At 64.2% G+C, this 23,392-nt stretch carries 20 protein-coding genes and 1 pseudogene; 11 read left to right on the plus strand and 10 right to left on the minus strand.

The genetic code is table 11. The features are described from left to right. Positions 1 to 74: 74 nt before the first annotated feature. Entirely contained in the window at positions 75 to 254 is a 180-nt protein-coding gene (locus tag AS156_RS00190; RefSeq protein WP_066498581.1) for a hypothetical protein, read from the plus strand. A 110-nt stretch (positions 255 to 364) separates the two neighbouring features. Then, a complete protein-coding gene (locus AS156_RS00195) occupies positions 365 to 2,227 on the plus strand; it encodes an ABC-F family ATP-binding cassette domain-containing protein (RefSeq protein WP_066498416.1) in 1,863 nt (620 codons plus the stop codon). 92 nt (positions 2,228 to 2,319) lie between these two features. Here AS156_RS00195 and AS156_RS00200 read toward each other — a convergent pair whose 3' ends face one another. From AS156_RS00200 to AS156_RS00210, 3 genes are all read right to left on the minus strand, one after another. After that, complete coding sequence (locus tag AS156_RS00200) at positions 2,320 to 2,907, minus strand: hypothetical protein (protein ID WP_066498419.1); 588 nt, start codon at positions 2,905 to 2,907, stop codon at positions 2,320 to 2,322. A gap of 102 nt (positions 2,908 to 3,009) precedes the next feature. Next, on the minus strand, positions 3,010 to 3,462 hold the full coding sequence (locus AS156_RS00205) for a DNA polymerase III subunit chi (RefSeq protein WP_066498421.1): 453 nt from the start codon (positions 3,460 to 3,462) through the stop codon (positions 3,010 to 3,012). Positions 3,463 to 3,475: 13 nt separating this feature from the next. Next, a complete protein-coding gene (locus AS156_RS00210; RefSeq protein WP_066498422.1) occupies positions 3,476 to 4,978 on the minus strand; it encodes a leucyl aminopeptidase in 1,503 nt (500 codons plus the stop codon). Positions 4,979 to 5,328: 350 nt separating this feature from the next. On the opposite strand from AS156_RS00210, the gene lptF reads away from it, so the two are divergent. The 9 genes and pseudogenes from lptF to AS156_RS43665 form a co-directional block, all read left to right on the plus strand. Further along, a complete protein-coding gene (gene lptF, locus AS156_RS00215) occupies positions 5,329 to 6,498 on the plus strand; it encodes an LPS export ABC transporter permease LptF (RefSeq protein ID WP_066498427.1) in 1,170 nt (389 codons plus the stop codon). Beyond that, positions 6,495 to 7,592, plus strand: coding sequence for an LPS export ABC transporter permease LptG (gene lptG, locus AS156_RS00220; protein ID WP_066498430.1), 1,098 nt, complete (start codon positions 6,495 to 6,497; stop codon positions 7,590 to 7,592). Before lptF ends, lptG begins: the two co-directional genes overlap by 4 nt. A 77-nt stretch (positions 7,593 to 7,669) precedes the next feature. Next, the gene (locus AS156_RS00225; protein WP_245312485.1) at positions 7,670 to 10,084 is read left to right on the plus strand and encodes an LPS-assembly protein LptD; all 2,415 of its coding nucleotides are present in this window, start codon (positions 7,670 to 7,672) and stop codon (positions 10,082 to 10,084) included. Positions 10,085 to 10,156: 72 nt separating this feature from the next. Continuing rightward, positions 10,157 to 11,104 (plus strand): SurA N-terminal domain-containing protein, encoded by a 948-nt coding sequence (locus AS156_RS00230; RefSeq protein ID WP_082747261.1) that lies wholly within the window; start codon positions 10,157 to 10,159, stop codon positions 11,102 to 11,104. 17 nt (positions 11,105 to 11,121) lie between these two features. After that, the gene (gene pdxA, locus AS156_RS00235) at positions 11,122 to 12,126 is read left to right on the plus strand and encodes a 4-hydroxythreonine-4-phosphate dehydrogenase PdxA (RefSeq protein ID WP_066498435.1); all 1,005 of its coding nucleotides are present in this window, start codon (positions 11,122 to 11,124) and stop codon (positions 12,124 to 12,126) included. Further along, positions 12,123 to 12,977 carry a 16S rRNA (adenine(1518)-N(6)/adenine(1519)-N(6))-dimethyltransferase RsmA gene (rsmA, locus tag AS156_RS00240; RefSeq protein ID WP_066498436.1) on the plus strand — a complete coding sequence of 285 codons (855 nt, stop codon included), beginning with the start codon at positions 12,123 to 12,125 and terminating at the stop codon, positions 12,975 to 12,977. The genes pdxA and rsmA overlap by 4 nt, the downstream gene beginning before the upstream one ends. Before the next feature lie 19 nt (positions 12,978 to 12,996). Next, positions 12,997 to 14,055: an alcohol dehydrogenase gene (locus tag AS156_RS00245; protein ID WP_066498439.1), complete on the plus strand. Its 1,059-nt coding sequence runs from the start codon at positions 12,997 to 12,999 to the stop codon at positions 14,053 to 14,055. A gap of 60 nt (positions 14,056 to 14,115) precedes the next feature. Continuing rightward, the gene (locus AS156_RS00250) at positions 14,116 to 15,327 is read left to right on the plus strand and encodes an ABC transporter substrate-binding protein (RefSeq protein WP_066498444.1); all 1,212 of its coding nucleotides are present in this window, start codon (positions 14,116 to 14,118) and stop codon (positions 15,325 to 15,327) included. Positions 15,328 to 15,632: 305 nt separating this feature from the next. Then, positions 15,633 to 16,112, plus strand: a pseudogene (locus AS156_RS43665) (hypothetical protein); the annotation flags it as partial. Positions 16,113 to 16,633: 521 nt separating this feature from the next. Here AS156_RS43665 and gmk read toward each other — a convergent pair. The 7 genes from gmk to fabD form a co-directional block, all read right to left on the minus strand. Beyond that, positions 16,634 to 17,287: a guanylate kinase gene (gene gmk / locus AS156_RS00260; protein WP_066498453.1), complete on the minus strand. Its 654-nt coding sequence runs from the start codon at positions 17,285 to 17,287 to the stop codon at positions 16,634 to 16,636. Positions 17,288 to 17,290: 3 nt separating this feature from the next. Then, positions 17,291 to 18,178 (minus strand): YicC/YloC family endoribonuclease, encoded by an 888-nt coding sequence (locus AS156_RS00265; protein ID WP_066498454.1) that lies wholly within the window; start codon positions 18,176 to 18,178, stop codon positions 17,291 to 17,293. 127 nt (positions 18,179 to 18,305) lie between these two features. Next, positions 18,306 to 19,565 carry an endolytic transglycosylase MltG gene (gene mltG, locus AS156_RS00270; protein ID WP_066498455.1) on the minus strand — a complete coding sequence of 420 codons (1,260 nt, stop codon included), beginning with the start codon at positions 19,563 to 19,565 and terminating at the stop codon, positions 18,306 to 18,308. A 130-nt stretch (positions 19,566 to 19,695) separates the two neighbouring features. Next, complete coding sequence (fabF, locus tag AS156_RS00275) at positions 19,696 to 20,958, minus strand: beta-ketoacyl-ACP synthase II (protein ID WP_066498457.1); 1,263 nt, start codon at positions 20,956 to 20,958, stop codon at positions 19,696 to 19,698. Positions 20,959 to 21,054: 96 nt separating this feature from the next. After that, a complete protein-coding gene (locus AS156_RS00280) occupies positions 21,055 to 21,294 on the minus strand; it encodes an acyl carrier protein (protein WP_002716125.1) in 240 nt (79 codons plus the stop codon). Positions 21,295 to 21,581: 287 nt separating this feature from the next. After that, positions 21,582 to 22,319 carry a 3-oxoacyl-[acyl-carrier-protein] reductase gene (gene fabG / locus AS156_RS00285; RefSeq protein ID WP_066498458.1) on the minus strand — a complete coding sequence of 246 codons (738 nt, stop codon included), beginning with the start codon at positions 22,317 to 22,319 and terminating at the stop codon, positions 21,582 to 21,584. 20 nt (positions 22,320 to 22,339) lie between these two features. After that, positions 22,340 to 23,293: an ACP S-malonyltransferase gene (gene fabD, locus AS156_RS00290; RefSeq protein WP_066498461.1), complete on the minus strand. Its 954-nt coding sequence runs from the start codon at positions 23,291 to 23,293 to the stop codon at positions 22,340 to 22,342. Positions 23,294 to 23,392 lie beyond the last annotated feature (99 nt).

Raw genomic sequence — 23,392 nt, forward strand, 5'->3', positions numbered from 1 at the left:
AATCCGGGGTCGCGACTTGTTATGGCACGAATTTGACACGAACCAGCGAGGTGGAACTCGCCAAGAGATATGCCATGACGACGACCACACAGACCAAAAGCGATTTCGAACAGATTGATCACAAGACATGCCGTTACATCTGCGATGCCGTAGGTGAACGGCTCCAGCAAAGCATGCGTCCGGAGCCATCGCTCTCGTCCCGCTTGCAGCAGCTCGTCGACGAACTGGATCGACGGGAGAACGATCATCATTAGACGTTGCTCGGCCGACAAATAGGCCGAAATGCCGTTTTCGAGAGGTAACCCGGACGGATTTTTCAGAATTGACGGGTTGCGTTTGGCAGCGGGTCCGGTGACAACGCTGCATGCTTTCCATCACCGACATTTCGATCCGGATCGCCGGACGGCTGTTGATCGATCACAGTTCCGTGCAGATCGTGCCGGGCGCGCGCGTTGGCTTTGTCGGCCGCAACGGCGTCGGCAAGTCGACGCTGTTTCATGCCATTCGCGGCGATATCCCGACCGAGAGCGGCAGCATCGCGCTGCCGCCGCGCTGGCGCATCGGCAGCCTTGCGCAGGAAGCACCCGACGGGCCGGAAAGCCTGATCAGCGTCGTGCTCAAGGCCGATCTCGAGCGCGATGCGCTGCTGCGCGAGGCTGAAACGGCGCACGACCCGCATCGGATTGCCGAGATCCAGACGCGGCTGGTCGACATCGACGCGCATTCGGCTCCCGCGCGCGCCGCGGCGATTCTCGGTGGTCTCGGATTCTCGACGGCCGATCAGGCACGACCCTGCGCGGAATTCTCCGGTGGCTGGCGGATGCGCGTCGCGCTGGCGGCGACGCTGTTCTCGGCGCCCGATCTGCTGCTGCTCGACGAACCGACCAACTACCTCGATCTCGAAGGCACGCTGTGGCTGGAGAATCACCTCGCCAATTATCCGCGCACGGTGATCGTGATCAGCCACGACCGCGACCTGCTCGACACCTCGGTCGATCAGATCCTGCACCTCGATCGCGGCAAGCTCACGCTCTACAAGGGCACCTACTCCTCGTTCGAGGAGCAGCGCGCCGCGCGCGAATTGCTCGATGCCAAGCACGCCAAGCGGCAGGCCGACGAGCGCAAGCGGCTGCAGGCCTTCGTCGACCGCTTCAAGGCCAAGGCCTCGAAGGCCCGGCAGGCGCAGTCGCGCGTGAAGATGCTGGAGCGGATGAAGCCGGTCACGGCGCTGGTGACCCAGGATGTCCGCGAGATCACCTTCCCGGAGCCCGAGAAGCTGTTATCGCCGCCGATCATCGCGGTCGATGATGTCTCGGTCGGCTACGAGCCGGGCAAGCCGGTCCTCAATCGCGTGACGCTGCGCATCGACACCGATGACCGCATTGCGCTGCTCGGCGCCAACGGCAACGGCAAGTCGACGCTGGTCAAGCTGCTTGCCGGCAAGCTCGCGCCGTTCTCGGGAAGGATCATTCGGGCGGACAAGCTCTCGGTCGGCTACTTCGCCCAGCATCAGGTCGATGAGCTCAATCTCGACGCCTCGCCCTATGACCACATCCGCAAGCTGATGCCCGATGCGCCCGAGAGCAAGGTGCGCGGCCGCGTCGGTGCGATCGGCTTTTCCGGCAAGGCCGGCGACACGCTGGTGAAGAGCCTGTCGGGCGGCGAGAAGGCGCGGCTGCTGCTCGGGCTCGCGACCTTCTACGGTCCGAACATGATCATTCTGGACGAACCGACCAACCATCTCGACATCGACAGCCGCGCGGCGCTTGCGGAAGCGATCAACGATTTCCCCGGCGCCGTCATGATGGTCTCGCACGACCGCTATCTGATCGAGGCCTGCGCCGATCGATTGTGGGTCGTCGCCGACCAGACCGTGACAGCCTATGACGGCGATCTCGACGAATACCGAAGGATGATCCTGGCGGCGAACGACGGCCGGCCGGCGTCACGCGAGCGCATCAAGGAGGTCGCAAGGCCCGAGCGCGGCAGGAGCGAAAGGCGCGCCCCGCCGAAGCAGCGAATCGCGCAAGCAGAGGCCGAGATCGAGCGCATCAACGGCATCATCGCCAAGATCGATACGGCGCTCGCGCTGCCCGACATCTTCACGCGCGATCCCAAGCAGGCGGCGCAGCTCGCCAAGGCGCGCGCCGGCGCCGAAAGCGCGTTGCAGCGCGCCGAGGAAGAATGGCTGGAGGCGAGTGCCGAGCATGACGAGGCGACCAGCTAGCTCGCGACGAAGCGTCGCAGCGCTCGTTTCATTCGGCGTGGCTCTGTTGGAAACTCGAAGCAGGAATCACGAATCCGTCGCCGGATTGCGGTTCAACCGTTCGAGGTTGCCGCGTGCTTCTTCGGCTTCTTCCTTGGCTTCGCGACCTTCGGCTCCGGGGCCGGATCCGGGCCGCGCTCGACCGATGTCAGCCGTCCGGCCGTGAACGTGTAGATGCCGGCGCGCGGGCCGCGCGCCCAGGTCACGACCGCAACACGCTCGCCGCCCGGACCGCTGGAGAGGTTGACGCTGTCGGGCGCCCCGATGCCGCGCACGACGTCGCACTCGGTGTGGCCGAGAGAGACCTTGCCACCGGTCGGCTGAGGCGGCGGCGCAGCATTGGCGTTGCCATTGGTGCCATCCGCAAGCGCGTTCGCATCGGCGGCGCCGGGTGGCGGCGCCATGCCCGGACATCCCCCGTCGGCGCTGACGAGATCATCATTGGTGATCGGTCTATCGGGCGTCAGCGGCGGCGCATCGATCGAGATGTTGCGAATGAACAACCGGCCGGGACGCGAGAACCAGTCCGCGTCGCGCGAGAACAGGTCGGACGTGCTCGAGCAGCCGGCTAAGCCAGGCGCGAGGACCAGAAGCGCCAGCAACGATTTCCGACTGAATGTTCCGTCCCGCACGATCGACAAAGCTCCCGCCCCTCTGCGTAAGAGGTTGTCCGAACATCACTTTGCGGCATGACCATGGCTCGCCGCAGGAAACCTCGAATTATCATTAATTGCTTGATACCGCTATTGGCGCCGCTGCCAGCGCCCCCGTTCGTCGGCCTGCCAGTAAGTGACCTCGAAGCCCCGCCCTTTACAAGCGGTCCAGCTCTCACGCGCTGCAGCCAGCGCGTCGGGATCGTCGCCGTTGAACACGAGGACCAACCGCTCGTAGCTGTCGCAGTCGGCCGGCAGCGCCGCATTGTCGATCAGGAACCGGACATTGGCCCGGTTCGGATTGCCCTCCTCGATCGACAGGATGATCGGCTGGTCCTGCGCATCGGCGACACGCCAGATCGCGTGCGGCAGGAACGAATCGTCGCTGTAGGTCCACAGATGCGCGTCGAGCGTCTCGGCGCGCTCCGGCGATGTCGATTGCACGACCACGCGCCAGCCGCGCTCGAGCGACTTCTCGAGCAGCGGCGGCAACACGCTTTCCAGCGTCATGTTCTGCAGATGGTAGAAGAGGACCTCGGTCATGCGACCAGTCGCCTCACTTCCTCGATTCGTAATACTCCGAGACGAGGCGTTCGAGCAGGCGCACGCCGTAGCCCGATCCCCAGCTCTGGTTGATCTCCGTCTTCGGCGCCCCCATCGCGGTGCCCGCGATATCGAGATGCGCCCACGGCGTGCCGTCGACGAAGCGCTGCAGGAATTGCGCAGCGGTGATCGAGCCGCCATTGCGCCCGCCGGTGTTCTTCATGTCGGCGAACTGCGAGTCGATCTGCTTGTCGTATTCAGGACCGAGCGGCATGCGCCAGACTTTCTCACCGGTCTCGAGCCCGACCTTGCTCAGGCGTTCGGCGAGCTCATCATTATTGGAGAACATGCCGGCGTGATCGGTGCCGAGCGCGACCATGATCGCGCCGGTCAGGGTCGCAAGGTCGACCATGAATTTCGGTTTGCACTTCTTGGCGACGTACCAGAGCACGTCGGCCAGCACGAGACGCCCCTCGGCGTCGGTATTGATGATCTCGATGGTCTGGCCGGACATCGAGGTGACGATATCGCCGGGACGCTGGGCGTTGCCGTCGGGCATGTTCTCGACGAGGCCGATGGCGCCGACCGCGTTGACGCGCGCCTTGCGCGCCGCGAGTGCATGCATCAACCCGACCACGCAAGCCGCGCCGCCCATATCACCCTTCATATCCTCCATGCCGCCGGCCGACTTGATGGAGATGCCGCCGGTATCGAAGCAGACGCCCTTGCCGACGAACGCGACCGGTGCATCGCTCTTCTTGCCGCCGTTCCAGCGCATGATCACGGTGCGGCTGGGCCGCGACGACCCCTGCCCGACGCCGAGCAGCGCCCCCATGCCGAGCTTGGTCATCGCCTTGACGTCGAGCACCTCGACGGTGACCCCGAGCTTGCGGAGCTGGCTGGCGCGGCGCGCGAACTGCTCGGGATAAAGTACGTTGGGCGGCTCGTTGACGAGCTCGCGCGCCAGGTTCACGCCGTCAACAATGGATGAGCTCGGCGCAAAGGCCTTTTTCGCCGCCGCGACATCGGCGACGGCGATCGAGACGTCGGCGCGCGCGGGGCCGTTCTCGCCGTCCTTCTTCTTGGTCTTGTAGCGGTCGAACCTGTAGACGCGCAGCCGGATGCCGGTCGCAATCGCGGCCGCCTGGTCCGCCGACATCGCCTCCTCGGGCAATTCGGCGATGACAGTCATCGCGCTGCTGCCGGCGTTGAGCCTGCCCGCCGCGACACCGCCGAATTTGAGAAGATCCTTCTCCTTGAGCTCGGACGGCTTGCCGGTGCCGATCACAATCAGCCGGTCGGCCTTGATTCCTTCCGGCGCCAGGATGTCCAGCGCGGCGCCGCTTTTGCCCTTGAACTGGTTGGCGGCGGCGGCGCGCTTCACCGTCTCAGCGGCTGCCCCCAGCGCCTTCCGTGTCGCCGTTCCCAGCTTCAATTGCTCGTCGCAAAAGGCGACCACAATGCCGCGGGCGGGCGCGGAGAACGGGACAAAGCCGACCTTGACGGCGTCGGACATAGGAAAATCCTCCAGAATTCAGGGTGTTGCTTGGGACCTGAAGCGGCCCTGAGGCACTTGAGACACAGGTTGAAGATTCGGTCCGAAGTGATCCGGACCGGGTTGGACGACACTATGGCCTGCCGGCCACGCCGCTGCCAAGCGCCGGAGTGGCTGGAAGGCCACAAGCAGGATTAATTAACCATATGTTAAGGGTGCCTTGGCGCGGCCATTTTGTTGACGGATCAAAGGGATGGTAGTGACAGTGTGAGGCCAGACGGATTTGCGGCTCGACCATAGGGGAACCCGTTTGACGGGGTTGGTCGAAAACCGTGCGTTTGGGCGCGCCTGGGGGATCGTGCGGTAAGCGAATGGGGTCGATCGACAAGTACATTTTCAAGACGACGCTCGCGTCGTTTGCGCTTGTCCTGGTCAGCCTCACCGGCGTGATCTGGATTACGCAGGCGTTGCGCGGCATCGACCTGATGACGAGCCAGGGTCAGACCATCCTCACCTTCCTCGGCATCACCGGGCTCGTGATCCCGGCGCTCGTCCTGATCATCGCCCCGATCGCGCTGATGATCGCGATCTCGCACACCCTGAACAAGCTCGCGACCGACTCCGAAATCATCGTGATGAACGCGGCGGGCTTCTCGCCGTTCCGGCTGTTCTATCCATTCTTCTATGCCACCTGCGTGGTGGCGGCGCTGGTCGCCTTCATCGGCGCCTATCTCGCACCCGACGGCATGCGGCGCATCAAGCAATGGGACGCCGAGATTACCGCCGACGTGCTGACCAACATCCTGCAGCCGGGCCGTTTCGCCCAGCTCGACCAGAATCTCACGATCCGCATCCGAGAACGTCTGCCGGGCGGCGTGCTCGGCGGCATCTTCGTCGACGATCGCCGCGATCCGCAGGAGCGCGTCACCATCATTGCCGACCACGGCACCGTGCTGAAGAACGAGAACGGCTCGTATCTGGTGCTGGAGGACGGCAATCTCGAGCGATTCGAGGTCGGCAAGCGCGATCCGGCGCTGGTGGCGTTCCAGCGCTACGCTTTCGACATGTCGAAATTCTCCAACCAGGGTCGTGACGTCACGCTCGGCATCCGCGAGCGCTATCTCTGGGAGTTGATCTCGCCCTCCGAGGACGACCCGGTCTACAAGCAGATCCCCGGCCAGTTCCGCGCCGAGCTGCATGATCGCTTCATGGCGCCGATCTATCCGTTCGCCTTCGCCGCGCTCACCTTCGCATTCCTCGGTGCGCCACGGACCACGCGCCAGAGCCGCAATTTCTCGATCGGCGGCTCGGTATTCGCCGTGTTCGGCCTGCGCATGATCGGCTTCGCCTGCTCTGTCCTAACGGTGAAGACGCCGTGGGCCGCACTCGTTCAGTACCTGATGCTGTTCGCCGGTATCGGTGTGGGCATCTGGATGATCGTCGGCGGCATTGTCGTCGAGCCGCCGGCAGCCCTGATGGAGGCCATCAACAGGAATAACGAGCGCATCGCGCGCTTCTTCCGGCGACCGGTGACCGCATGAGCATGGTCACAAATACACTCGGGCGGTACTTCGCGGGCCGCTTCGTGATCTCGGCCGTCGGCGTGTTCGTGAGCATCTTCGTGCTCCTGGTGCTGGTCGATTACATCGAGATGGTGCGCAAGACGTCGGGGCTGGTCGACGTCTCCGCGATCACCGTTGCAGAGACCTCGCTATTCCGCGTGCCGCAGCTACTCGAGAAGCTGATGCCGTTCTGCGTGCTGATCGGCGCGATGACCTGCTACCTGGCGTTGTCGCGCAGGCTGGAGCTGGTCGTGGCGCGCGCAGCCGGTGTCTCGGCCTGGCAATTCATCTCGCCTGCCCTCGCCAGCGCGATCCTGCTCGGGATCCTCGCCACCACCGCCTACAATCCGATGTCGGCGAATCTGCGCGAGATCTCCAAACGGATGGAAGCCGAGCTGTTCGGCTCGGCACCGGGTGGTGGCATTCAGGACGCGTCCGGCTTCTGGCTCAACCAGATCAACAACGAAGGTCAGGCGATCATCAACGCGGCCCGCAGCGAACAGCAGGGTGTGCGGCTGACCGGCCTTACCGTATTCCGATTCGATACCGAGCTGCAGTTCAAGGAGCGAATCGAAGCCCGCGAAGCGAATCTCGAAGAGGGGCGTTGGGTGTTCAAAGGGGTACGCCGATACACCCTCGACAAGCCTCCGGTGGATCAGGACACCCTCTACCTCGCGACCACCCTCACCCCGGCGCAGGTCCGCAACAGTTTTTCGACCCCCGAAACTGTGTCCTTTTGGCAACTACCGGACTACATCCGTTCGTCGGAGAGCTCTGGGTTTGCGACCGCCGGCTATCGCTTGCAGTATCACAAGCTCATCGCACAGCCATTTTTGCTGGCTGCGATGGTGATGTTGGCGGCTTCTGTGAGCCTTCGCTTCTTCCGGATGGGCGGCGTGCAGAAGATGGTTTTGAGTGGCGTGGGTGCAGGGTTTCTGCTCTACGTGCTGTCGAAAGTAACTGAGGATTTGAGCAAGGCTGAGTTGATGCATCCCATCGCTGCGGCGTGGTTGCCTGTCGTTGTGGGCGGCCTCACCGGTTTCTTGGCCTTGCTATATCAGGAGGACGGGTAGTGGCCGTTGTCGCCGCCCGCCAGTTGAGGTCGCCTGTGTTCAGGCGGCGCAGTGCTCTGCGCCGTCATCGCAGCCGCATGGCCGCGCTTGGCGTCTCACTCTCCACGCTCGTCGCCGCGCTTGTCGTGGTCGGCGCGCTCGGCGTTGCCGTGCCGACGCCGGCCGCCGCGCAGACCTTCACCTACAATCCGCGGCCGCCGAAGCCGCCCCACCCGCCGGCCAAGAATGACGGGCAGATGCTCGTTCAGGCCACCGAGGTGGACTACGACTACAACAATCAGCGCGTGTCGGCGGTCGGCAACGTGCAGATGTTCTACAACGGCACCAGCGTCGAGGCCGACAAGGTCATCTACGACCAGAAGACCAAGCGTCTTCATGCCGAAGGCAACATCCGCATGACCGATGCGGAAGGCAAGATCACCTACGCCAACATCATGGATCTGAGCGACGACTATCGCGACGGATTCGTCGATTCGCTGCGCGTCGACACCGAAGACCAGACGCGGATGGCGGCGACCCGCGCCGATCGCTCGAGCGGCAACTACACCGTCTTCGAGAACGGCGTTTACACCGCCTGCGCTCCCTGTAAGGACGACCCGAAGAAGCCGCCGCTCTGGCAGGTCAAGGGCGCCCGCATCATCCATGACCAGCAGGAGAAGATGCTCTATTTCGAGAACGCCCAGCTCGAGTTCTTCGGCGTTCCGATGGCCTATATGCCCTACTTCTCGACGCCCGATCCGACGGTGAAGCGCAAGAGCGGCTTCCTGATGCCGGCTTTCACCACGTATTCGGCCTATGGCGTCGGCGTCGAAATCCCCTATTTCTTCGCGCTCGCACCCGACTACGACGTGACCTTCAATCCGCGCATCACGTCGAAGCAAGGCGTCCTGCTGCAGGGTGAATTCCGCCAGCGCCTGTCGAACGGCTCCTATCAGATCCGTCTCTACGGCATTGACCAGCTCGATCCCGGCGCCTTTGCCGGCCAGCCCGGCGACCGCCAGTTCCGTGGCGGTGTCGAGACCAAGGGTCAGTTCGCGCTGAACGACAAATGGACCTGGGGCTGGGACGGCGTGGCGCTGTCCGACTACTACTTCATGTCCGACTACCGGCTGGCCCAGTACAAGGATCCGTTCGCGTCGTTCATGTCGCTGCCGACCGAGGCGATCTCGCAGCTTTATCTGACCGGCGTCGGCAACCGCAGCTTCTTCGACGCACGCGCGATTTATTACCTCAGCTTCTCCGGCAACCAAGACAAAGTGCCGGTCGTCGCCCCGGTGATCGACTACAACAACGTGATCAACAGCCCGATCCTGGGCGGTGAGTTCAGCTACAAGATGAACTTCACCAATCTGACCCGCGAAACCGCGGTGTTCGATCCGATCACGACAACAGCCAACACCAGCGGCCTATGCTTGTCCGCGGATCCGGCGCGTGTGATACCGCAGCAGTGCCTCATGCGTGGCATGCCCGGCACCTACACCCGCTTCACCGCCGAGGCGCAGTGGCGCAAGTCCTACACTGATCCGTTGGGTCAGATCTGGACGCCGTTCGCCAGCATCCGCGCGGACGCGATCAACGCCGACATCTCGAATCAGCCTGGCGTCTCCAACTTCCTGCCGGTCGGCGACACCCAGACGGTCCGCGTGATGCCGACCGTCGGCTTCGAGTACCGCTATCCGTTCATCAACGTGCAGCCGTGGGGCACCACCACGGTCGAGCCGATCGCGCAGGTCATCATCCGGCCCAACGAGCCCGACGCCGGCAAGCTTCCGAACGAGGACGCGCAAAGCATGGTGTTCGACACCAGCAACCTGTTCTCGGTCGACAAGTTCTCCGGCTATGACCGCGTCGAGGGCGGCAGCCGCGCCAACGTCGGCGTGCAGGCCACCACGCAGTTCGATCGCGGCGGCAGCATCAAGGCGATGTTCGGTCAGTCCTATCAGCTGTTCGGGCTGAACTCGTTCGCGGTCGCCGACGTCACCAACACCGGCGTCGACTCCGGCCTGCAGAATGCGCGATCCGACTATGTCGCTAGCGTCGCCTATTCGCCCAACAGGACCTATACGTTCAGCGTGCGCTCGCGCATGGACGAGGCGACGTGGAACATCAACCGGTTTGAGGCTCAGGGTACCGCCAACTTCGACCGCTGGTCGGTCAGCCTGATGTATGGCAACTATGCGGCGCAGCCGGAACTCGGATACCTGACGCGCCGCGAAGGCCTTCTCGCCAGCGGATCGGTCAAGGTGGCGTCGAACTGGGTGGTCCAGGGTGCGGCGCGCTGGGATCTTGAAGCGAACAAAATCAACCAGTATGTGATCGGCGCAGGCTACGTCGACGACTGCTTCGTGCTGGCCGCCAACTATGTCACGTCCTATACATATCAGGCTGGCAGCACGCCGCCCGTCCTCAGCCATGCTTTCATGTTCCAGATCGGCCTGCGGACCATTGCGCAATCCTCGACCACGAGCAGCTCGGCCGGCGGCGTCCAGTAAGGTGGAACCAAACCTGGATGAGCCGCGGTCCGCGGCTCCAGCTTGAATGGGTCTAGACGACTGATAATGACAATGACGACAGCTAGCCTGCCAACTCGCCGCTATTCGCTCCTGCTGAGTTCCCTGCTGGTTCTCGTTCTCCTGCTCGGAGGTGGCGCGCGTTTGCACGCCCAGACCATTGCCGTCATGGTCAATGGTGACCCCATCACCAATTTCGATATCGAGCAGCGCGCCAAGCTGAACGCCCTGACCGGCGCCAAGAACCCCGATCGGAAGGCCATCCTGAATGACCTGATCGACGAGAAGGTGAAGATCAAGGAAGCCAAGAAGTTCGGCGTCGATCCCTCCTCCAGCGATATCGACCAGGCCTTCAGCGGAATGGCACAGCGGATGCGGCTGTCGGGCGATCAGCTCACCAAGGTGCTGGAGAGCAAGGGCATCCGGCCTGACACGCTGAAGCAGCGCATCAGGGCCGACATGGTCTGGACCAGCCTGGTCCGCGGGCGCTTCAAGGAAAGCCTGCAGGTCGGTGAACGGGACGTGGCGGCTGCGGTCAAGGCAAGTGGCGAGGCCGCGGACACCGATGCCTTCGAGTACCGGATGCAGCCGGTCGTCCTGATCGTGCCCCGCGGCGCGCCGCAATCCGAGTTCGAGGCACGGCGCAAGGAAGCCGACAGCCTGCGCGAACGCGTGACCAGCTGCGAGGAGGCCAACTCCTACTTCAAGTCGATGCGCAATGCCGCGATCCGCGAGATCGTGGTGAAGACCTCGGCTGACCTGCCTCAATCGCTGCGCGACATGCTGGACAAGACGCCGGTCGGCCACCTGACCGCACCAGAGATCACCAAGCAGGGCGTCGAGATGGTCGCGCTCTGCGGCAGGAAGGCAACCACCGTCGATACGCCGAAGAAGCGCGAGATGCGGGAAAAGATGTACGCGCAGAAGTACGAGGCGAAGTCGAAATCCTACCTGGAGGAAGTCCGCAAAGCCGCGATGATCGAATATCCAGGCGGGCGATGATCGACTATCATTGACGCATGGCCAAACCTCTTGCGCTGACAACCGGCGAGCCCGCAGGCATCGGACCCGACATCACTCTCGTCGCGTGGCTGCGGCGCCGCGAACTTGATCTTCCGCCCTTCTATTTGCTCGGCGATCGCGCTGCCCTCACCGAGCGCGCGAAGACGCTCGGGCTCGCCGTCGAGCTTGCAGATGTCAGCGCCGATGAGGCATCCGAAGCCTTCTCGCGCGCCCTCCCCGTCGTCGCGACCGGCAAGAAGGCGACGGCGCGACCGGGGAAACCCGATGAGACGAGCGCGGATGCGGCAATGGCCTCGATCCGTCAGGCGGTCGCAGACGTCGTGTCCGGCAAGGCGGGCGCCGTCGTCACCAACCCGATCGCCAAGAACGTGCTGTATCGCGCCGGCTTCCGCCATCCCGGTCACACCGAATTCCTCGCCGAGCTTGCGGCCAAGGGCGGCCGCGCGCCGCAGCCGGTGATGATGCTGTGGTCGCCGGCACTCGCCGTCGTCCCGGTGACGATCCATCTGTCGGTTCGCGAGGCGCTCGCACAACTCTCGACCGATCTGATCGTGTCGACCGCGCGGATCGTCGTCTCGGACATGAAGGCGCGGTTCGGCCTCGCGGCCCCGCGTCTTGCCGTATCGGGCCTCAATCCGCATGCCGGAGAAGACGGCACGCTTGGCATGGAGGACGTCGAGATCGTCGCGCCGGCCGTCGAGATCCTGCGCCGCGAAGGCATTGCCGCCAGAGGTCCGCTGCCCGCCGACACCATGTTCCACGGGGCCGCGCGCAAGACCTACGACTGCGCAATCTGCATGTATCACGACCAGGCGCTGATCCCGATCAAGACTGTCGCGTTCGAAGACGCGGTCAATGTCACGTTGGGACTTCCGTTCATCCGGACCTCGCCCGATCACGGCACCGCGTTCGATATCGCCGGTACCGGCAAGGCCAATCCCTCGAGCCTGATCGCCGCTCTCCGGCTCGCCGCGCGCATGGCCGCGGCGCGCCCCCGATGAGCGCGATCGACGACCTGCCGCCGCTGCGCGACATCATTCGCGAACACTCCCTGTCGGCGCGCAAATCGCTCGGCCAGAATTTTCTGCTCGATCTCAATCTCACCGCGCGGATCGCGCGCGCCGCCGGCCCGCTCGAGGACGCCACGGTGATCGAGGTCGGGCCCGGTCCGGGCGGATTGACGCGCGCGCTGCTCGCACTCGGCGCCAAACGCGTGATTGCAATCGAGCGTGACGAGCGGGCGCTTGCCGCGCTGGACTACATCGCCAAACGCTATCCCGGCCGCATCGAGATCGTGCATGGCGATGCGCAACACTTCGATCCGCGGCCACTGCTCGATGGCGGCAAGGCCAAGATCGTCGCCAACCTGCCCTACAACATCGCGACCCAGCTTCTGGTCGATTGGCTGTCGATCGAGCCGTGGCCGCCCTGGTTCGACATGATGGTGCTGATGTTCCAGCGCGAGGTCGCCGAGCGCATCGTCGCCCATGAGGACGAGGAAGCCTATGGCCGGCTCGCGGTGCTCGCCAACTGGCGCGCCGAGACGAGGATACTGTTCGACATCTCGCCGGCGGCGTTCGTGCCCCAGCCGAAGGTCACTTCGTCGGTGGTACGATTGATACCGCGCACGGCACCGGAGCCATGCGAGCGCCGCATGCTCGAGCAGGTCGCGGCGGCCGCTTTCGGCCAGCGCCGCAAGATGTTGCGGCAAAGCCTGAAATCTCTGTCCGTCGATCCGGCGCGGCTCGCCGCAGCCGCCCATATCGATGCCACGCGCCGCGCCGAGACCATTCCAGTCACGGGCTTTGTTGCCATGGCACGTGAATTGGCCGATATACGGTCCACAAAATAGAACACCAGGAGAAAACGTAATGGCGCGTATGGTCCGCCAATCCCTCGTCAAATTCGATGCACCATTGTGCGAAACCATCGTGGACACGCCCAAGCCGCAGGGACGCGAGGTGCTCGTGCGCATCGAGCGTTGCGGCCTGTGCCATTCCGATCTTCACATCCAGGACGGCTACGCCGATCTCGGCGGCGGCAAGAAGCTCGACACCACCCGCGGCATGACCCTGCCCTTCACGCTCGGCCACGAGATCGCCGGCGTCGTCGATGAGGTCGGCGCCGACGCCCCGAAGGATCTGATCGGCACCAAGAAGGCGGTATTCCCCTGGATCGGCTGCGGCCAGTGCCGCGACTGCCTCGCCGGCGACGAGAACCTCTGCGTCAAGCAACGTTTCCTCGGCGTCTCCATCGACGGCGGCTTTGCTACGCATGTGCTGGTGCCCGACGCAAAATACCTGCTCGACTACGATCCGCTGCCGGTCAACCAGGCCGCAACCCTGATGTGTTCCGGCGTCACCGCCTACGGCGCGCTGAAGCGCCTGGTCGATCGTCCGCGCCAGCGCAATCTGCTGCTGATCGGCCTTGGCGGCGTCGGCATGATGGGCCTGTCGTTCGCGCAGGCGATGTTCAAGCAGAAGATCACGGTCGCCGATCTCAGCCCCGCCGCGCGCGAGACCGCGCTGAAGAACGGCGCTGCCGCCGCCTACGATCCGGCGGAGCCCGATGTGGTCAAACGCATGCTGAAGGAGAGCGATGGCGGTTTCGACGGCGTGGTCGACTTCGCCGGCAACGAGAAGTCGATGGCGTTCGCGGTGTCGACGGTGGCGCGCGGCGGCAAGGTCGTGGTGTCCGGCCTGATGGGCGGCAATTTCAGCCTGCCGATGGTGCAATGGGTCTACAAGCGCATGACCATCGAGGGCTTCATGGTGGGAACGCTGGCCGAGGCGCAGGAATTGATGGCGCTCGCACGCGCGGGCAAGATCAAGCCGACGCCGATGAAGGAAGAGCCGATGGCCGACGTCCAGAAATGGATCGATGAATTGCGGGCCGGAAAAGTCGTGGGACGCATCGTTCTGAAGAACTAAAGCCTGATCGCGCTTTAGCGGACGTCCCGCCGGCCTCACCAGCAACTGGGGAGGACGTGCATGCGGAAGAAACGTTCGACACTCGCGGCATGGGCGGCGCTCGCGCTGACCCTTGCCGCCACACCGGCCGTTGCGCAGAAGCATTATGGGCCGGGCGTCACCGACAGCGAAATCAAGATCGGGACCACGACGCCCTATAGCGGTCCGGCATCGGCCTATTCGGCAGGCGCCGTCTCGATCACCGCTTATTTCGCGATGATCAACGATCAAGGTGGCGTCAACGGCCGCAAGATCAACTTCATCAGCCTTGACGATGCCTACAGTCCGCCCAAGACGGTAGAGCAGATCCGTCGCCTGATCGAGAGCGACGAGGTGCTGTTCCTCGTCAATCCGGTCGGCACCGCGCCCAACATGGCCGTGGTCAAATACATCAACCAGAAAAAGGTGCCCCACCTCTTCGTCGGATCGGGCGCGACCATCTTCAACGATCCCGAGCACTATCCGTGGACGATGAGCTGGACGCCGCACTACGCGTCCGAGGGCGAGATCTACGCGAAGTATATCCTGTCGGCGAAGCCCGACGCGAAGATCGGTATCCTTGCGCAGAACGACGATCTCGGCCGTGACTATGTGATGGGCTTCAAGCACGGGCTCGGCGACAAGGCCGCGACGATGATCGTGTCGCAGCAAGCCTACAACACCAGCGATCCCACGGTGGATTCGCAAATCGTGTCGCTGCGCGCCGCGGGCGCCAACGTACTGTTCATCGCTTCGGTGCCGAAGTTCGCCGCCCAGGCGATCCGCAAGGCCTACGACATCGACTGGCACCCGCAGGTGTTGCTCTCCAGCGTCGGCTCCTCGATCGCCGGCGCGATCCGCCCGGCCGGTTTCGAGGCCGCCAAGGGCGTGATCTCCGCGGCCTATCAGAAAGACCCCGCCGATCCGCAGTGGAAGGACGATCCTGCCATGAAGGCCTGGAACGTCTGGATGGACAAGTACAACCCGCACGTCGACAAGAGCGACTATTACGCGCCCTACGGCTACAACATCGGCTACGCCGTGGTGCAGATTCTCAAGCAGTGCGGCAACGACCTGACGCGCGAGAACATCATGAAGCAGGCCTCCCATCTCGACATGGACCTGCCCTTGCTGCTGCCGGGTATCCGGCTGCGAACCACGCCGGCCGACCTGCGCCCGATCAAGCAGATGCGTCTGGTTCGATTCAATGGCCAGCGCTACGTGCTGTTCAGCGACGTGCTCGAAAGCAACTGACGCTCGAGCGTTTCGAGCGAAGCGGGTACCAGTTCGCGTGAAGAAAGCGCGTCAAAACAAGAATCTAGAGCTTCGGTTCTGAATCTATCAGAACCGAAAATGCTCGAGTTCCGTCCCGGAACCGGGCTGTCAGTGACCGGACCCGCGCCGCGCAGCCCGGCGCCTGCCACCGGCGCGCCGCAATTTCCGCAAGCCGCGAGCCTCAATTAAGCCCTACCCGTTCCGGATTTGCGGCGCATTGCGACCCAACTCTTTACCGAGATTGGATTGCAAGCGTTTGCGCAAAGGAATTACCGGGGACGTGTATGTCAAATCGTTCAACGAAATTTGCTACGGCGCTCGTCGCGAGCATCCTGGCCGGCGCAAATTTCACGGCCATGGCGCAGAATGCGGCCCAGCCGACGAATATCAAGCCGGCTGCGGCTAACCAGGCGGCGAACAATTGCCAGTCCGCCCCGAAGGGAGCGGCGCCCGCTGGGAGCCACTGGTATTATCACCTCGACCGCGCGACCAAGACCAAGTGCTGGTATATCGGTGAGGCAAAGAATAAGGCAGCCAAGACCGCAGCCGCGCAGCCGCAATCTGCGGCCCCCGCGCCCGACGCAGCGGACGCCGCACCGCCACAGGCTCAGGCGCAGCCCCAAGCGCAGCAACCGCAGCCCGTGATGCGGCCATCGGTCGCCGATGCGCATGCGGAGTTGGCCGCGCAGGCCGCCACATCGCCCGCTCCAGCCCCAACCGCGGATGCCGGCCAGGCGGACACAGCGACGCCCGATACAGGCGGGNCCGCCGATGCAAACGCGCAGTCGTCGGCACGATGGCTGGATGCGACGAGCATGGCCGGGTCCAACGGAACGCAGCGTGCAGCAACGCAGCCAAACGCGCCCGATCAGACCGATGCGCAGCAGCCGGCCGCAACGCCGCCGGCAGCTCCCGTTGCAACCGAAGCGCCCGTGGAAAAGACATCATCCTCGACGCAGATGTTGCTGATCGTGATGGTCGGTGCACTGGCGCTGGCGGGCCTTGTCAGTGCGCTCGTCTTCCGGCTGACCCGCACGCGCACGCCGCCTTACGAAATCCGCGACGAATGGCACGCCCCATGGGATTCGATCCGCATCGAAGGCACACCGGAAATTCCCCTGCGCGCGGAACGTCCGTTGCGATTATCGGAAGTGCCGCCGCGCCCAGCCCAGCCGCCGATGGCTCGCCGCGAGGCCGCGAATGATCTCGACAATGCCGAGGAAAAGAACCGGCAGATCACGGCAATGCTGCAGCGCCTGGCGCGCAGCGCAACGAACTGAGGCGGCTATTTCTCGAGCTGACGCTGCAGGCCGCGCACGAATTCGGTGAGACCGATGCGGCGCTCACGCTTGAGCCGCTCCGCCTTCAGGATGGACTGCACCTCGGCAAAGGCATCGTCGACATTCTGATTGACGACGATGTAGTCGTATTCCGCCCAGTGGCTCAGCTCATGGGTCGCGCGGTTCATCCGGCCGCGGATGACCTCCTCCGAATCCTGCGCACGGGTGTGCAGCCGCTTCTCGAGATCGGCAGCCGACGGCGGCAGGATGAAGACGCTGACCACGTCGGCGCGCGCCTTCTCGCGCAATTGCTGGGTGCCCTGCCAGTCGATGTCGAACAGCACGTCCTGACCGGCTGACAGCGCGGCCTCGACCGGCGCGCGCGGCGTGCCGTAGCGATTGTCGAACACGGTGGCCCATTCGAGCAGCTCGCCCTGCTTGGCCATCGCCTCGAACTTCACTTTGTCGACGAAGAAGTAATCGCGGCCATCGACCTCGCCCGGCCGCATCGGCCGCGTGGTCGCCGACACCGACATCTTCAGCCCCGGCATGCGGTCGATCAGCATGCGCGACAGCGTCGTCTTGCCGGCGCCCGAGGGCGACGACAGGACGAACATCAGTCCGCGCCGCTCAACGCCATCAAAGCCCTGCGCCGTCATCGCTCACTCCAGATTCTGGACCTGCTCGCGGAACTGCTCGACAACGTTCTTCATCTCGAGCCCGGTGTTGGTCAGCTCGACATCGTTCGATTTCGAGCAGCAGGTGTTGACCTCGCGGTTGAACTCCTGCGCCAGGAAGTCGAGCCGCCGTCCGACCGGCCCGCCCTTTCCGATGATCTCGCGCGCCTGGGCAATGTGCGAGGCGATGCGGTCGAGCTCCTCGCGGATATCGGCCTTGGTGGCGATCAGGATCGCCTCCTGGCTCAGCCTGTCTGCGTCGAAGCGATCGGAGGTCTCCAGCAGTGTCGCGATCTGTTCGGCAAGCCGCGCCTTGATCGCCTCGGGCTTGCGGCCCGGCGCCGCCTCGGCGCGCTTGGCGAGCCGTTCGATCTCGTCCATCCGCTGCATCAGGATCTGGCCGAGCGCGTCGCCCTCGCGACGGCGCATCTCCACGAGGCTGCCGAGCGCCTGCTCGAAGGCCTTCGCTGCCGCATCGCGCGCCGCCTTGTCTTCTTCCTCGTTGCGATCAGGCTCGACCACCTCGATGACGCCCTTGATGCCGAGCAGGCCGTCGATGCTCGGTGCCACCGCATCGATCCGCTGCGCGAGCGTGCCGGCGACCTTCACGATGGCGTCCAGCACGTCCTCGTTGATGCGGATGGTCTGCGTTGCGTCGGTACGCTTGACGCTGAGATTGGCATACACGGTGCCGCGCGACAGCAGGTCCGCGGCGCGCCTCTTGGCAAAGGCCTCCAGTTCGTCCCATCCGGGCGGCAGCCGCAATCGCAGGTCAAAGCCTTTGGCATTGACCGATTTCAGCTCCCACTCGAACGTGTACGGACCACTTGCGCCATGGCTTCGGGCAAAGCCAGTCATGCTCGACAGCGCCATCGCGTGAAACTCTCCAACAGAAGGATATGGGGCTCACCTGGAGCCTACGAGACTCGTTCGGAGTCCTTGCGACCTTAAAACGGATTCCGTGAAAGTGGAATTACGTTCCACCCACGGACAGCGGAGCTCAGCGCTGCACGACCGGCGGCGAATTGGTCTGCTGGGCCGCGCCCTGGCGGCCGCGCGTGGGCTTCTTCTGATTGGTGGGCTTCGGCGGCGTGGCCGCCGTGGGGTTGGTGTCGGCCGATCCAGGCGTCGTGGCAGCCGCCGGCGGCGGATCATCCGCGGGCTCGACGGTGTCGTTCTGAATCTGCTTTTCCATCGAGCGCAGCTTGGCCACGTTCTTGGCGTGCTGGTCGTAGGTTTCGGTAAAGGTGTGACCGCCAGTACCGTCAGCAACGAAGAACAGGTCGCGCGTGCGCGCCGGGTTGGCGGTCGCCTCGAGCGAGGCGCGGCCGGGATTGGCGATCGGCCCGGGCGGCAGGCCGTCGATGACATAGGTGTTGTAGGGCGAGGGTTGCGTGATCTCGCTGCGCTTGATCGGCCGTCCCAGCGTCCCCTTGCCGCCAACCAGCCCGTAAATGATCGTCGGGTCGGATTGCAGCTTCATCTTCTGCCGCAGGCGATTGACGAAGACGGCGGCCACACGGCTGCGCTCGTCGGCGCGGCCGGTTTCCTTCTCGACGATCGAGGCCAGCGTCACGAGCTGGTCCGGCGACTTCAGCGGCGTATCCGGATTGCGGCGCTCCCAGATCTCGGCAAGCACGCGCTTCTGCGCCTGCTGCATGCGCTGGATCACCTGGTCCCGCGTGGTGCCGCGCGGGAACTTGTAGGTCTCCGGCAGCAACGTTCCCTCGCGCGGAATCTCGCGCACCGAGCCGGTGAAGATGTCGTTGTCGGAAAGCCGCGCCACAATCTGTTCCGAGGTCAGGCCTTCCGGAACGGTGATGGCGTGCTGCACCACCTTACCCTCGACGATGGTGGCGATCACGTCGCGCAGGCTCGCATTCTTCAGGAACGCGTACTCGCCGGGCTTGAGATCGGAGCTGGCCTTCAGCGCGAACACGCTGCCGATGAAGATCCAGGGATTGACGTTGATCACGCCTTCACGCTGCAGCACATCGGCGATGTCGCGCTTGCCGGCGCGGGCCGGAATGTTGACGACCTTGTCTTCCTGCAACGGCCCGGGCGCTTCCAGCGTCTGCTTGCCGTAATAATACGTCGCTCCCGCGCCGATCATCAGGATGATCAGGATCGTGAAGATCGCATTGCCGACGATCACGAACGGGTTGCGCGCACGATCAGAGCGCTTCGGCGGCGGCGGAACCTGCTCGGGCTCCAACGCGGCGCGCGGACTCCTCGGTGAAATGGGCGGCCTCTCACTCATCGATGCAAACCAAAATCCTGCCGGTTGAATCGTGGCCGGACAAACCCCTGCCCAGCCAATAGCATACGCCCGCTCTTAGGAGTCACCGCGGAATACGGCAAAACGGTGGACTAGTTCTAAAGACTTACAATTAGGTCACGCGCCGCACGATCACAGACGCGTTGGTACCCCCGAAACCGAAGGAATTGGACAACGCCACATTCACGTCACGCTTGCGCGACGTGTGAGGCACGAGATCAATCGCCGTTTGAACCGACGGATTGTCGAGATTGATGGTCGGCGGCACCACATTGTCGCGAATCGCAAGGATCGCGAAGATCGCCTCGATCGCGCCGGCCGCACCGAGCAGATGTCCGGTCGCCGATTTGGTCGACGACATCGAAACCTTCGACGCGGCATTGCCAAGCAGACGCTCGACAGCGCCGAGCTCGATCTCGTCACCGACCTGCGTCGAGGTGCCGTGCGCGTTGATATAGTCGAGGTCGGCCGCGGTGAGACCGGCGCGCTTCAGCGCCGCGCTCATGCTGCGGAAGCCGCCATCGCCGTCCGGCGACGGTGACGTAATGTGGTAGGCATCGCCCGACAGGCCGTAGCCGATGACCTCGGCGTAAATCTTCGCGCCGCGCTTCTTCGCGTGCTCGTACTCCTCGAGCACCACGATGCCGGCGCCCTCGCCCATCACGAAGCCGTCGCGATCCTTGTCGTAGGGGCGCGAGGCCTTCTGCGGCGTCTCGTTGAAGCCGGTGGAAAGCGCGCGCGCCGCGCAGAAGCCGGCCATGCCGATGCGGCAGATCGGCGATTCGGTACCGCCCGCCACCATCACGTCGGCATCGCCGAGCGCGATCAGCCGTGCGCCGTCGCCGATCGCATGCGCGCCGGTCGAGCAGGCCGTGACGACGGAATGGTTAGGCCCCTTGAGGCCGTGCTCGATCGAGACGTAACCCGATGCGAGATTGATGAGGCGGCCAGGAATGAAGAACGGCGACACCTTGCGCGGGCCGCGCTCCTTCAGGACGATCGCGGTGTCGGCAATGCCCGAGAGGCCGCCGATACCGGAGCCGATCAGCGTGCCGGTCGCACACTTGTCCTCTTCGGTCTGGGGATGCCAGTTGGCATCGTCCAGCGCCTGCTTGGCGGCGCCCATCGCGAAGATGATGAAGTCGTCGACCTTGCGCTGGTCCTTCGGCTCCATCCACTGATCTGCATTGAAGGTGCCGTCGGAACCGTCGCCACGCGGCACGGGACAGGCAACCTGGCTCGGCAGGTCGGACACATCGAACGTATCGATCTTCTTCGCGCCGCTCTGTCCAGCGAGAATGCGTGTCCAGGTTGCGTCGACGCCGCAGCCGAGCGGTGTAACCATGCCCAGCCCCGTGACGACAACTCGTCTCATTTCAATATCTCCGGTCCGCAATGGGCGGCCAATAATAAGAAACCGGGGGACCGTTCGACAACGGTCCGTCCGGCTCCGTCAACTCCGCGAATGGCGTCAGCTCTTCGCGTTCTTCTCAAGAAACTTGGTCGCGTCGCCGACGGTCAGAATCGTTTCCGCGGCATCGTCGGGAATCTCGCAACCGAACTCTTCTTCAAAAGCCATCACGAGCTCGACTGTGTCGAGGCTGTCGGCGCCGAGGTCATCGATGAAACTTGCGCTATCGACCACCTTCTCGGGTTCGACACCGAGGTGTTCGACCACAATCTTCTTAACCCGCTCGCCAATCTCACTCATCGTTCAACCTCGTTGTTCCATTGGACCCGACCCCAAGACGATACGAGCCATCGTGGTCGTCTCGATTACTCAATCGCGCATAGTCTTGATTCGGCCGGTCGTAGCCGACTAAGCCCCGGCGAACGGTAGGCGTCGCCCCGCCAATATACAGGGTTTCAAAATCCTGCAATGGCGTTCTTAGCCCATCCATGGGGGGTTCAGCTATCATACTTCCCAAGCCTTGACTACACGCCTGAACCGGCTCCCGGAAACGGCCTTTCGCCGCATTGCGAGAGCCAGTAAGCAGCTCAAATCATGGCCATTCCGCCATTGACGTGAATCGTTTGTCCGGTGACGTAACTGGCCTCGTTGGAGGCCAGATAGACGGCCGCCGCAGCGATATCCTCGGGCGTCCCGAGCCGCGCCGCAGGAACCTTCGCCAGGATGGTGTCGCGCTGTTTCTCGTTGAGCGCGTCCGTCATCGGCGTCTTAATAAAGCCGGGCGCGATGCAATTGGCGGTGACGCCGCGCTTGGCATATTCGGCGCCGAGCGTCTTGATCAGGCCGATGATGCCGGCCTTCGACGCGGTGTAGTTGGCCTGCCCCGGGTTGCCGGTGACGCCGACGATAGAGGTGATCGCGATGATGCGGCCGAAGCGCTTGCGCATCATCAGCTTGGTCGCAGCGCGCGCCAGTCGAAAGGTCGCAGTCAGGTTGACCGCGATGACGTCATCCCAATCCTCGTCGCGGAGTTGCACGAACAGATTGTCGCGGGTGATGCCGGCGTTGGCGATGAGAATGTCGACCTGCCCCATCGCGGCCTCCGCCGCCGGCACCAAGGCTTCGACGTCGTCCTTGCTGGAGAGATTGCAGGGCAACACGTGAACGCGCTCGCCAAGCTTGGCGGCAAAGCCGTCCAGCACCTCGCGCCTGGTGCCCGAGATCGCAACCGTCGCGCCCTGCGCATGCAGCGCCTGCGCGATCGCGCCGCCGATGCCTCCGGTCGCACCCGTGACGAGCGCCGTCTTGCCAGTCAGATCAAACATCGAAATCTCCTCTCGGCGGCTTACGCCGAAGCTGCCAATGCGTCCTTGCCAGCAGCAATGTCGTTCGGGCCGCTAACGGACACGCCAACTGCACCATCGGCGATGCGCTTGACCAGACCGCTCAGCACCTTGCCGGCGCCGATCTCGAAGAACCGCGTCACGCCCTCGCCTGCCATATAGGCAACCGACTCGCGCCAGCGAACCGTCCCCGTGACCTGCTCGACCAGGCGGCGGCGGATCTCGTCGGGATCGGTGATGGCCGACGCCAGCACGTTGGAGACCAGCGGCGCCGCGGGCGCCTTGATGGTGACGCCGGCCAGCGCCTGCGCCATCGCATCGGCCGCCGGCTGCATCAGCTTGCAGTGGAAAGGAGCCGACACCGGCAGCAACATCGCGCGCTTGGCGCCCCTGGTCTTGGCGATCTCGACCGCGCGATCGACGGCGGCCTTGTCGCCGGAGACGACGACCTGCCCCCCGCCATTGTCGTTGGCGGCCTGGCAGATCTGCCCCTGCGCCGCCTCGCTGGCGACCGCCACGGCCGTCTCGTAGTCGAGGCCGAGCAGCGCGGCCATCGCGCCGGCGCCGACCGGCACCGCCTTCTGCATGGCAAGGCCGCGGGTGCGCAGCAGCCGCGCGGTATCGCTGACGGTCAGGCTGCCCGCCGCGGCCAGCGCCGAATACTCGCCAAGCGAGTGCCCGGCGACGAAGGCGGCGTCGCGGCCGACCGAAAAGCCGGCTTCGCTCTCCAGCACGCGCAAGGTCGCGATCGAGACGGCCATCAGGGCCGGCTGGGCGTTCTCAGTGAGCTGCAGCGTCTCGGCGGGACCGTCCCAGATTGTCGCGGTCAGCTTCTCGCCCAGCGCGGCATCGACCTCATCGAATACCGCCTTGGCGACCGGAAATGCCTCGGCCAGGGCCTTGCCCATCCCGACCACCTGCGAGCCCTGCCCGGGAAACGTAAATGCTGCCGTCATCGGCGATCCCTACCTGTTGAGCGTAATCTCCGCGCAAACGCTTCGCGCCTGCTGCTGGGGAAAACGGTGTCCGCGTGGCGCGAGAAAAGCGCCTCGGCG

The organism is Bradyrhizobium macuxiense (assembly GCF_001542415.1).
In the GTDB taxonomy this organism is placed as follows: domain Bacteria; phylum Pseudomonadota; class Alphaproteobacteria; order Rhizobiales; family Xanthobacteraceae; genus Bradyrhizobium; species Bradyrhizobium macuxiense.

What these genes read in the sequence shown, in the direction of transcription:
- AS156_RS00190 (WP_066498581.1), top strand. Translation starts at nt 75, where the DNA reads ATGACGACGACCACACAGACCAAAAGCGATTTCGAACAGATTGATCAC.
- AS156_RS00195 (WP_066498416.1), top strand. Translation starts at nt 365, where the DNA reads ATGCTTTCCATCACCGACATTTCGATCCGGATCGCCGGACGGCTGTTG.
- AS156_RS00205 (WP_066498421.1), bottom strand. Translation starts at nt 3,462, where the DNA reads ATGACCGAGGTCCTCTTCTACCATCTGCAGAACATGACGCTGGAAAGC.
- AS156_RS00210 (WP_066498422.1), bottom strand. Translation starts at nt 4,978, where the DNA reads ATGTCCGACGCCGTCAAGGTCGGCTTTGTCCCGTTCTCCGCGCCCGCC.
- lptF (WP_066498427.1), top strand. Translation starts at nt 5,329, where the DNA reads ATGGGGTCGATCGACAAGTACATTTTCAAGACGACGCTCGCGTCGTTT.
- lptG (WP_066498430.1), top strand. Translation starts at nt 6,495, where the DNA reads ATGAGCATGGTCACAAATACACTCGGGCGGTACTTCGCGGGCCGCTTC.
- AS156_RS00225 (WP_245312485.1), top strand. Translation starts at nt 7,670, where the DNA reads ATGGCCGCGCTTGGCGTCTCACTCTCCACGCTCGTCGCCGCGCTTGTC.
- AS156_RS00230 (WP_082747261.1), top strand. Translation starts at nt 10,157, where the DNA reads ATGACGACAGCTAGCCTGCCAACTCGCCGCTATTCGCTCCTGCTGAGT.
- pdxA (WP_066498435.1), top strand. Translation starts at nt 11,122, where the DNA reads ATGGCCAAACCTCTTGCGCTGACAACCGGCGAGCCCGCAGGCATCGGA.
- rsmA (WP_066498436.1), top strand. Translation starts at nt 12,123, where the DNA reads ATGAGCGCGATCGACGACCTGCCGCCGCTGCGCGACATCATTCGCGAA.
- AS156_RS00245 (WP_066498439.1), top strand. Translation starts at nt 12,997, where the DNA reads ATGGCGCGTATGGTCCGCCAATCCCTCGTCAAATTCGATGCACCATTG.
- AS156_RS00250 (WP_066498444.1), top strand. Translation starts at nt 14,116, where the DNA reads ATGCGGAAGAAACGTTCGACACTCGCGGCATGGGCGGCGCTCGCGCTG.
- gmk (WP_066498453.1), bottom strand. Translation starts at nt 17,287, where the DNA reads ATGACGGCGCAGGGCTTTGATGGCGTTGAGCGGCGCGGACTGATGTTC.
- AS156_RS00265 (WP_066498454.1), bottom strand. Translation starts at nt 18,178, where the DNA reads ATGGCGCTGTCGAGCATGACTGGCTTTGCCCGAAGCCATGGCGCAAGT.
- mltG (WP_066498455.1), bottom strand. Translation starts at nt 19,565, where the DNA reads ATGAGTGAGAGGCCGCCCATTTCACCGAGGAGTCCGCGCGCCGCGTTG.
- fabF (WP_066498457.1), bottom strand. Translation starts at nt 20,958, where the DNA reads ATGAGACGAGTTGTCGTCACGGGGCTGGGCATGGTTACACCGCTCGGC.
- AS156_RS00280 (WP_002716125.1), bottom strand. Translation starts at nt 21,294, where the DNA reads ATGAGTGAGATTGGCGAGCGGGTTAAGAAGATTGTGGTCGAACACCTC.
- fabG (WP_066498458.1), bottom strand. Translation starts at nt 22,319, where the DNA reads ATGTTTGATCTGACTGGCAAGACGGCGCTCGTCACGGGTGCGACCGGA.
- fabD (WP_066498461.1), bottom strand. Translation starts at nt 23,293, where the DNA reads ATGACGGCAGCATTTACGTTTCCCGGGCAGGGCTCGCAGGTGGTCGGG.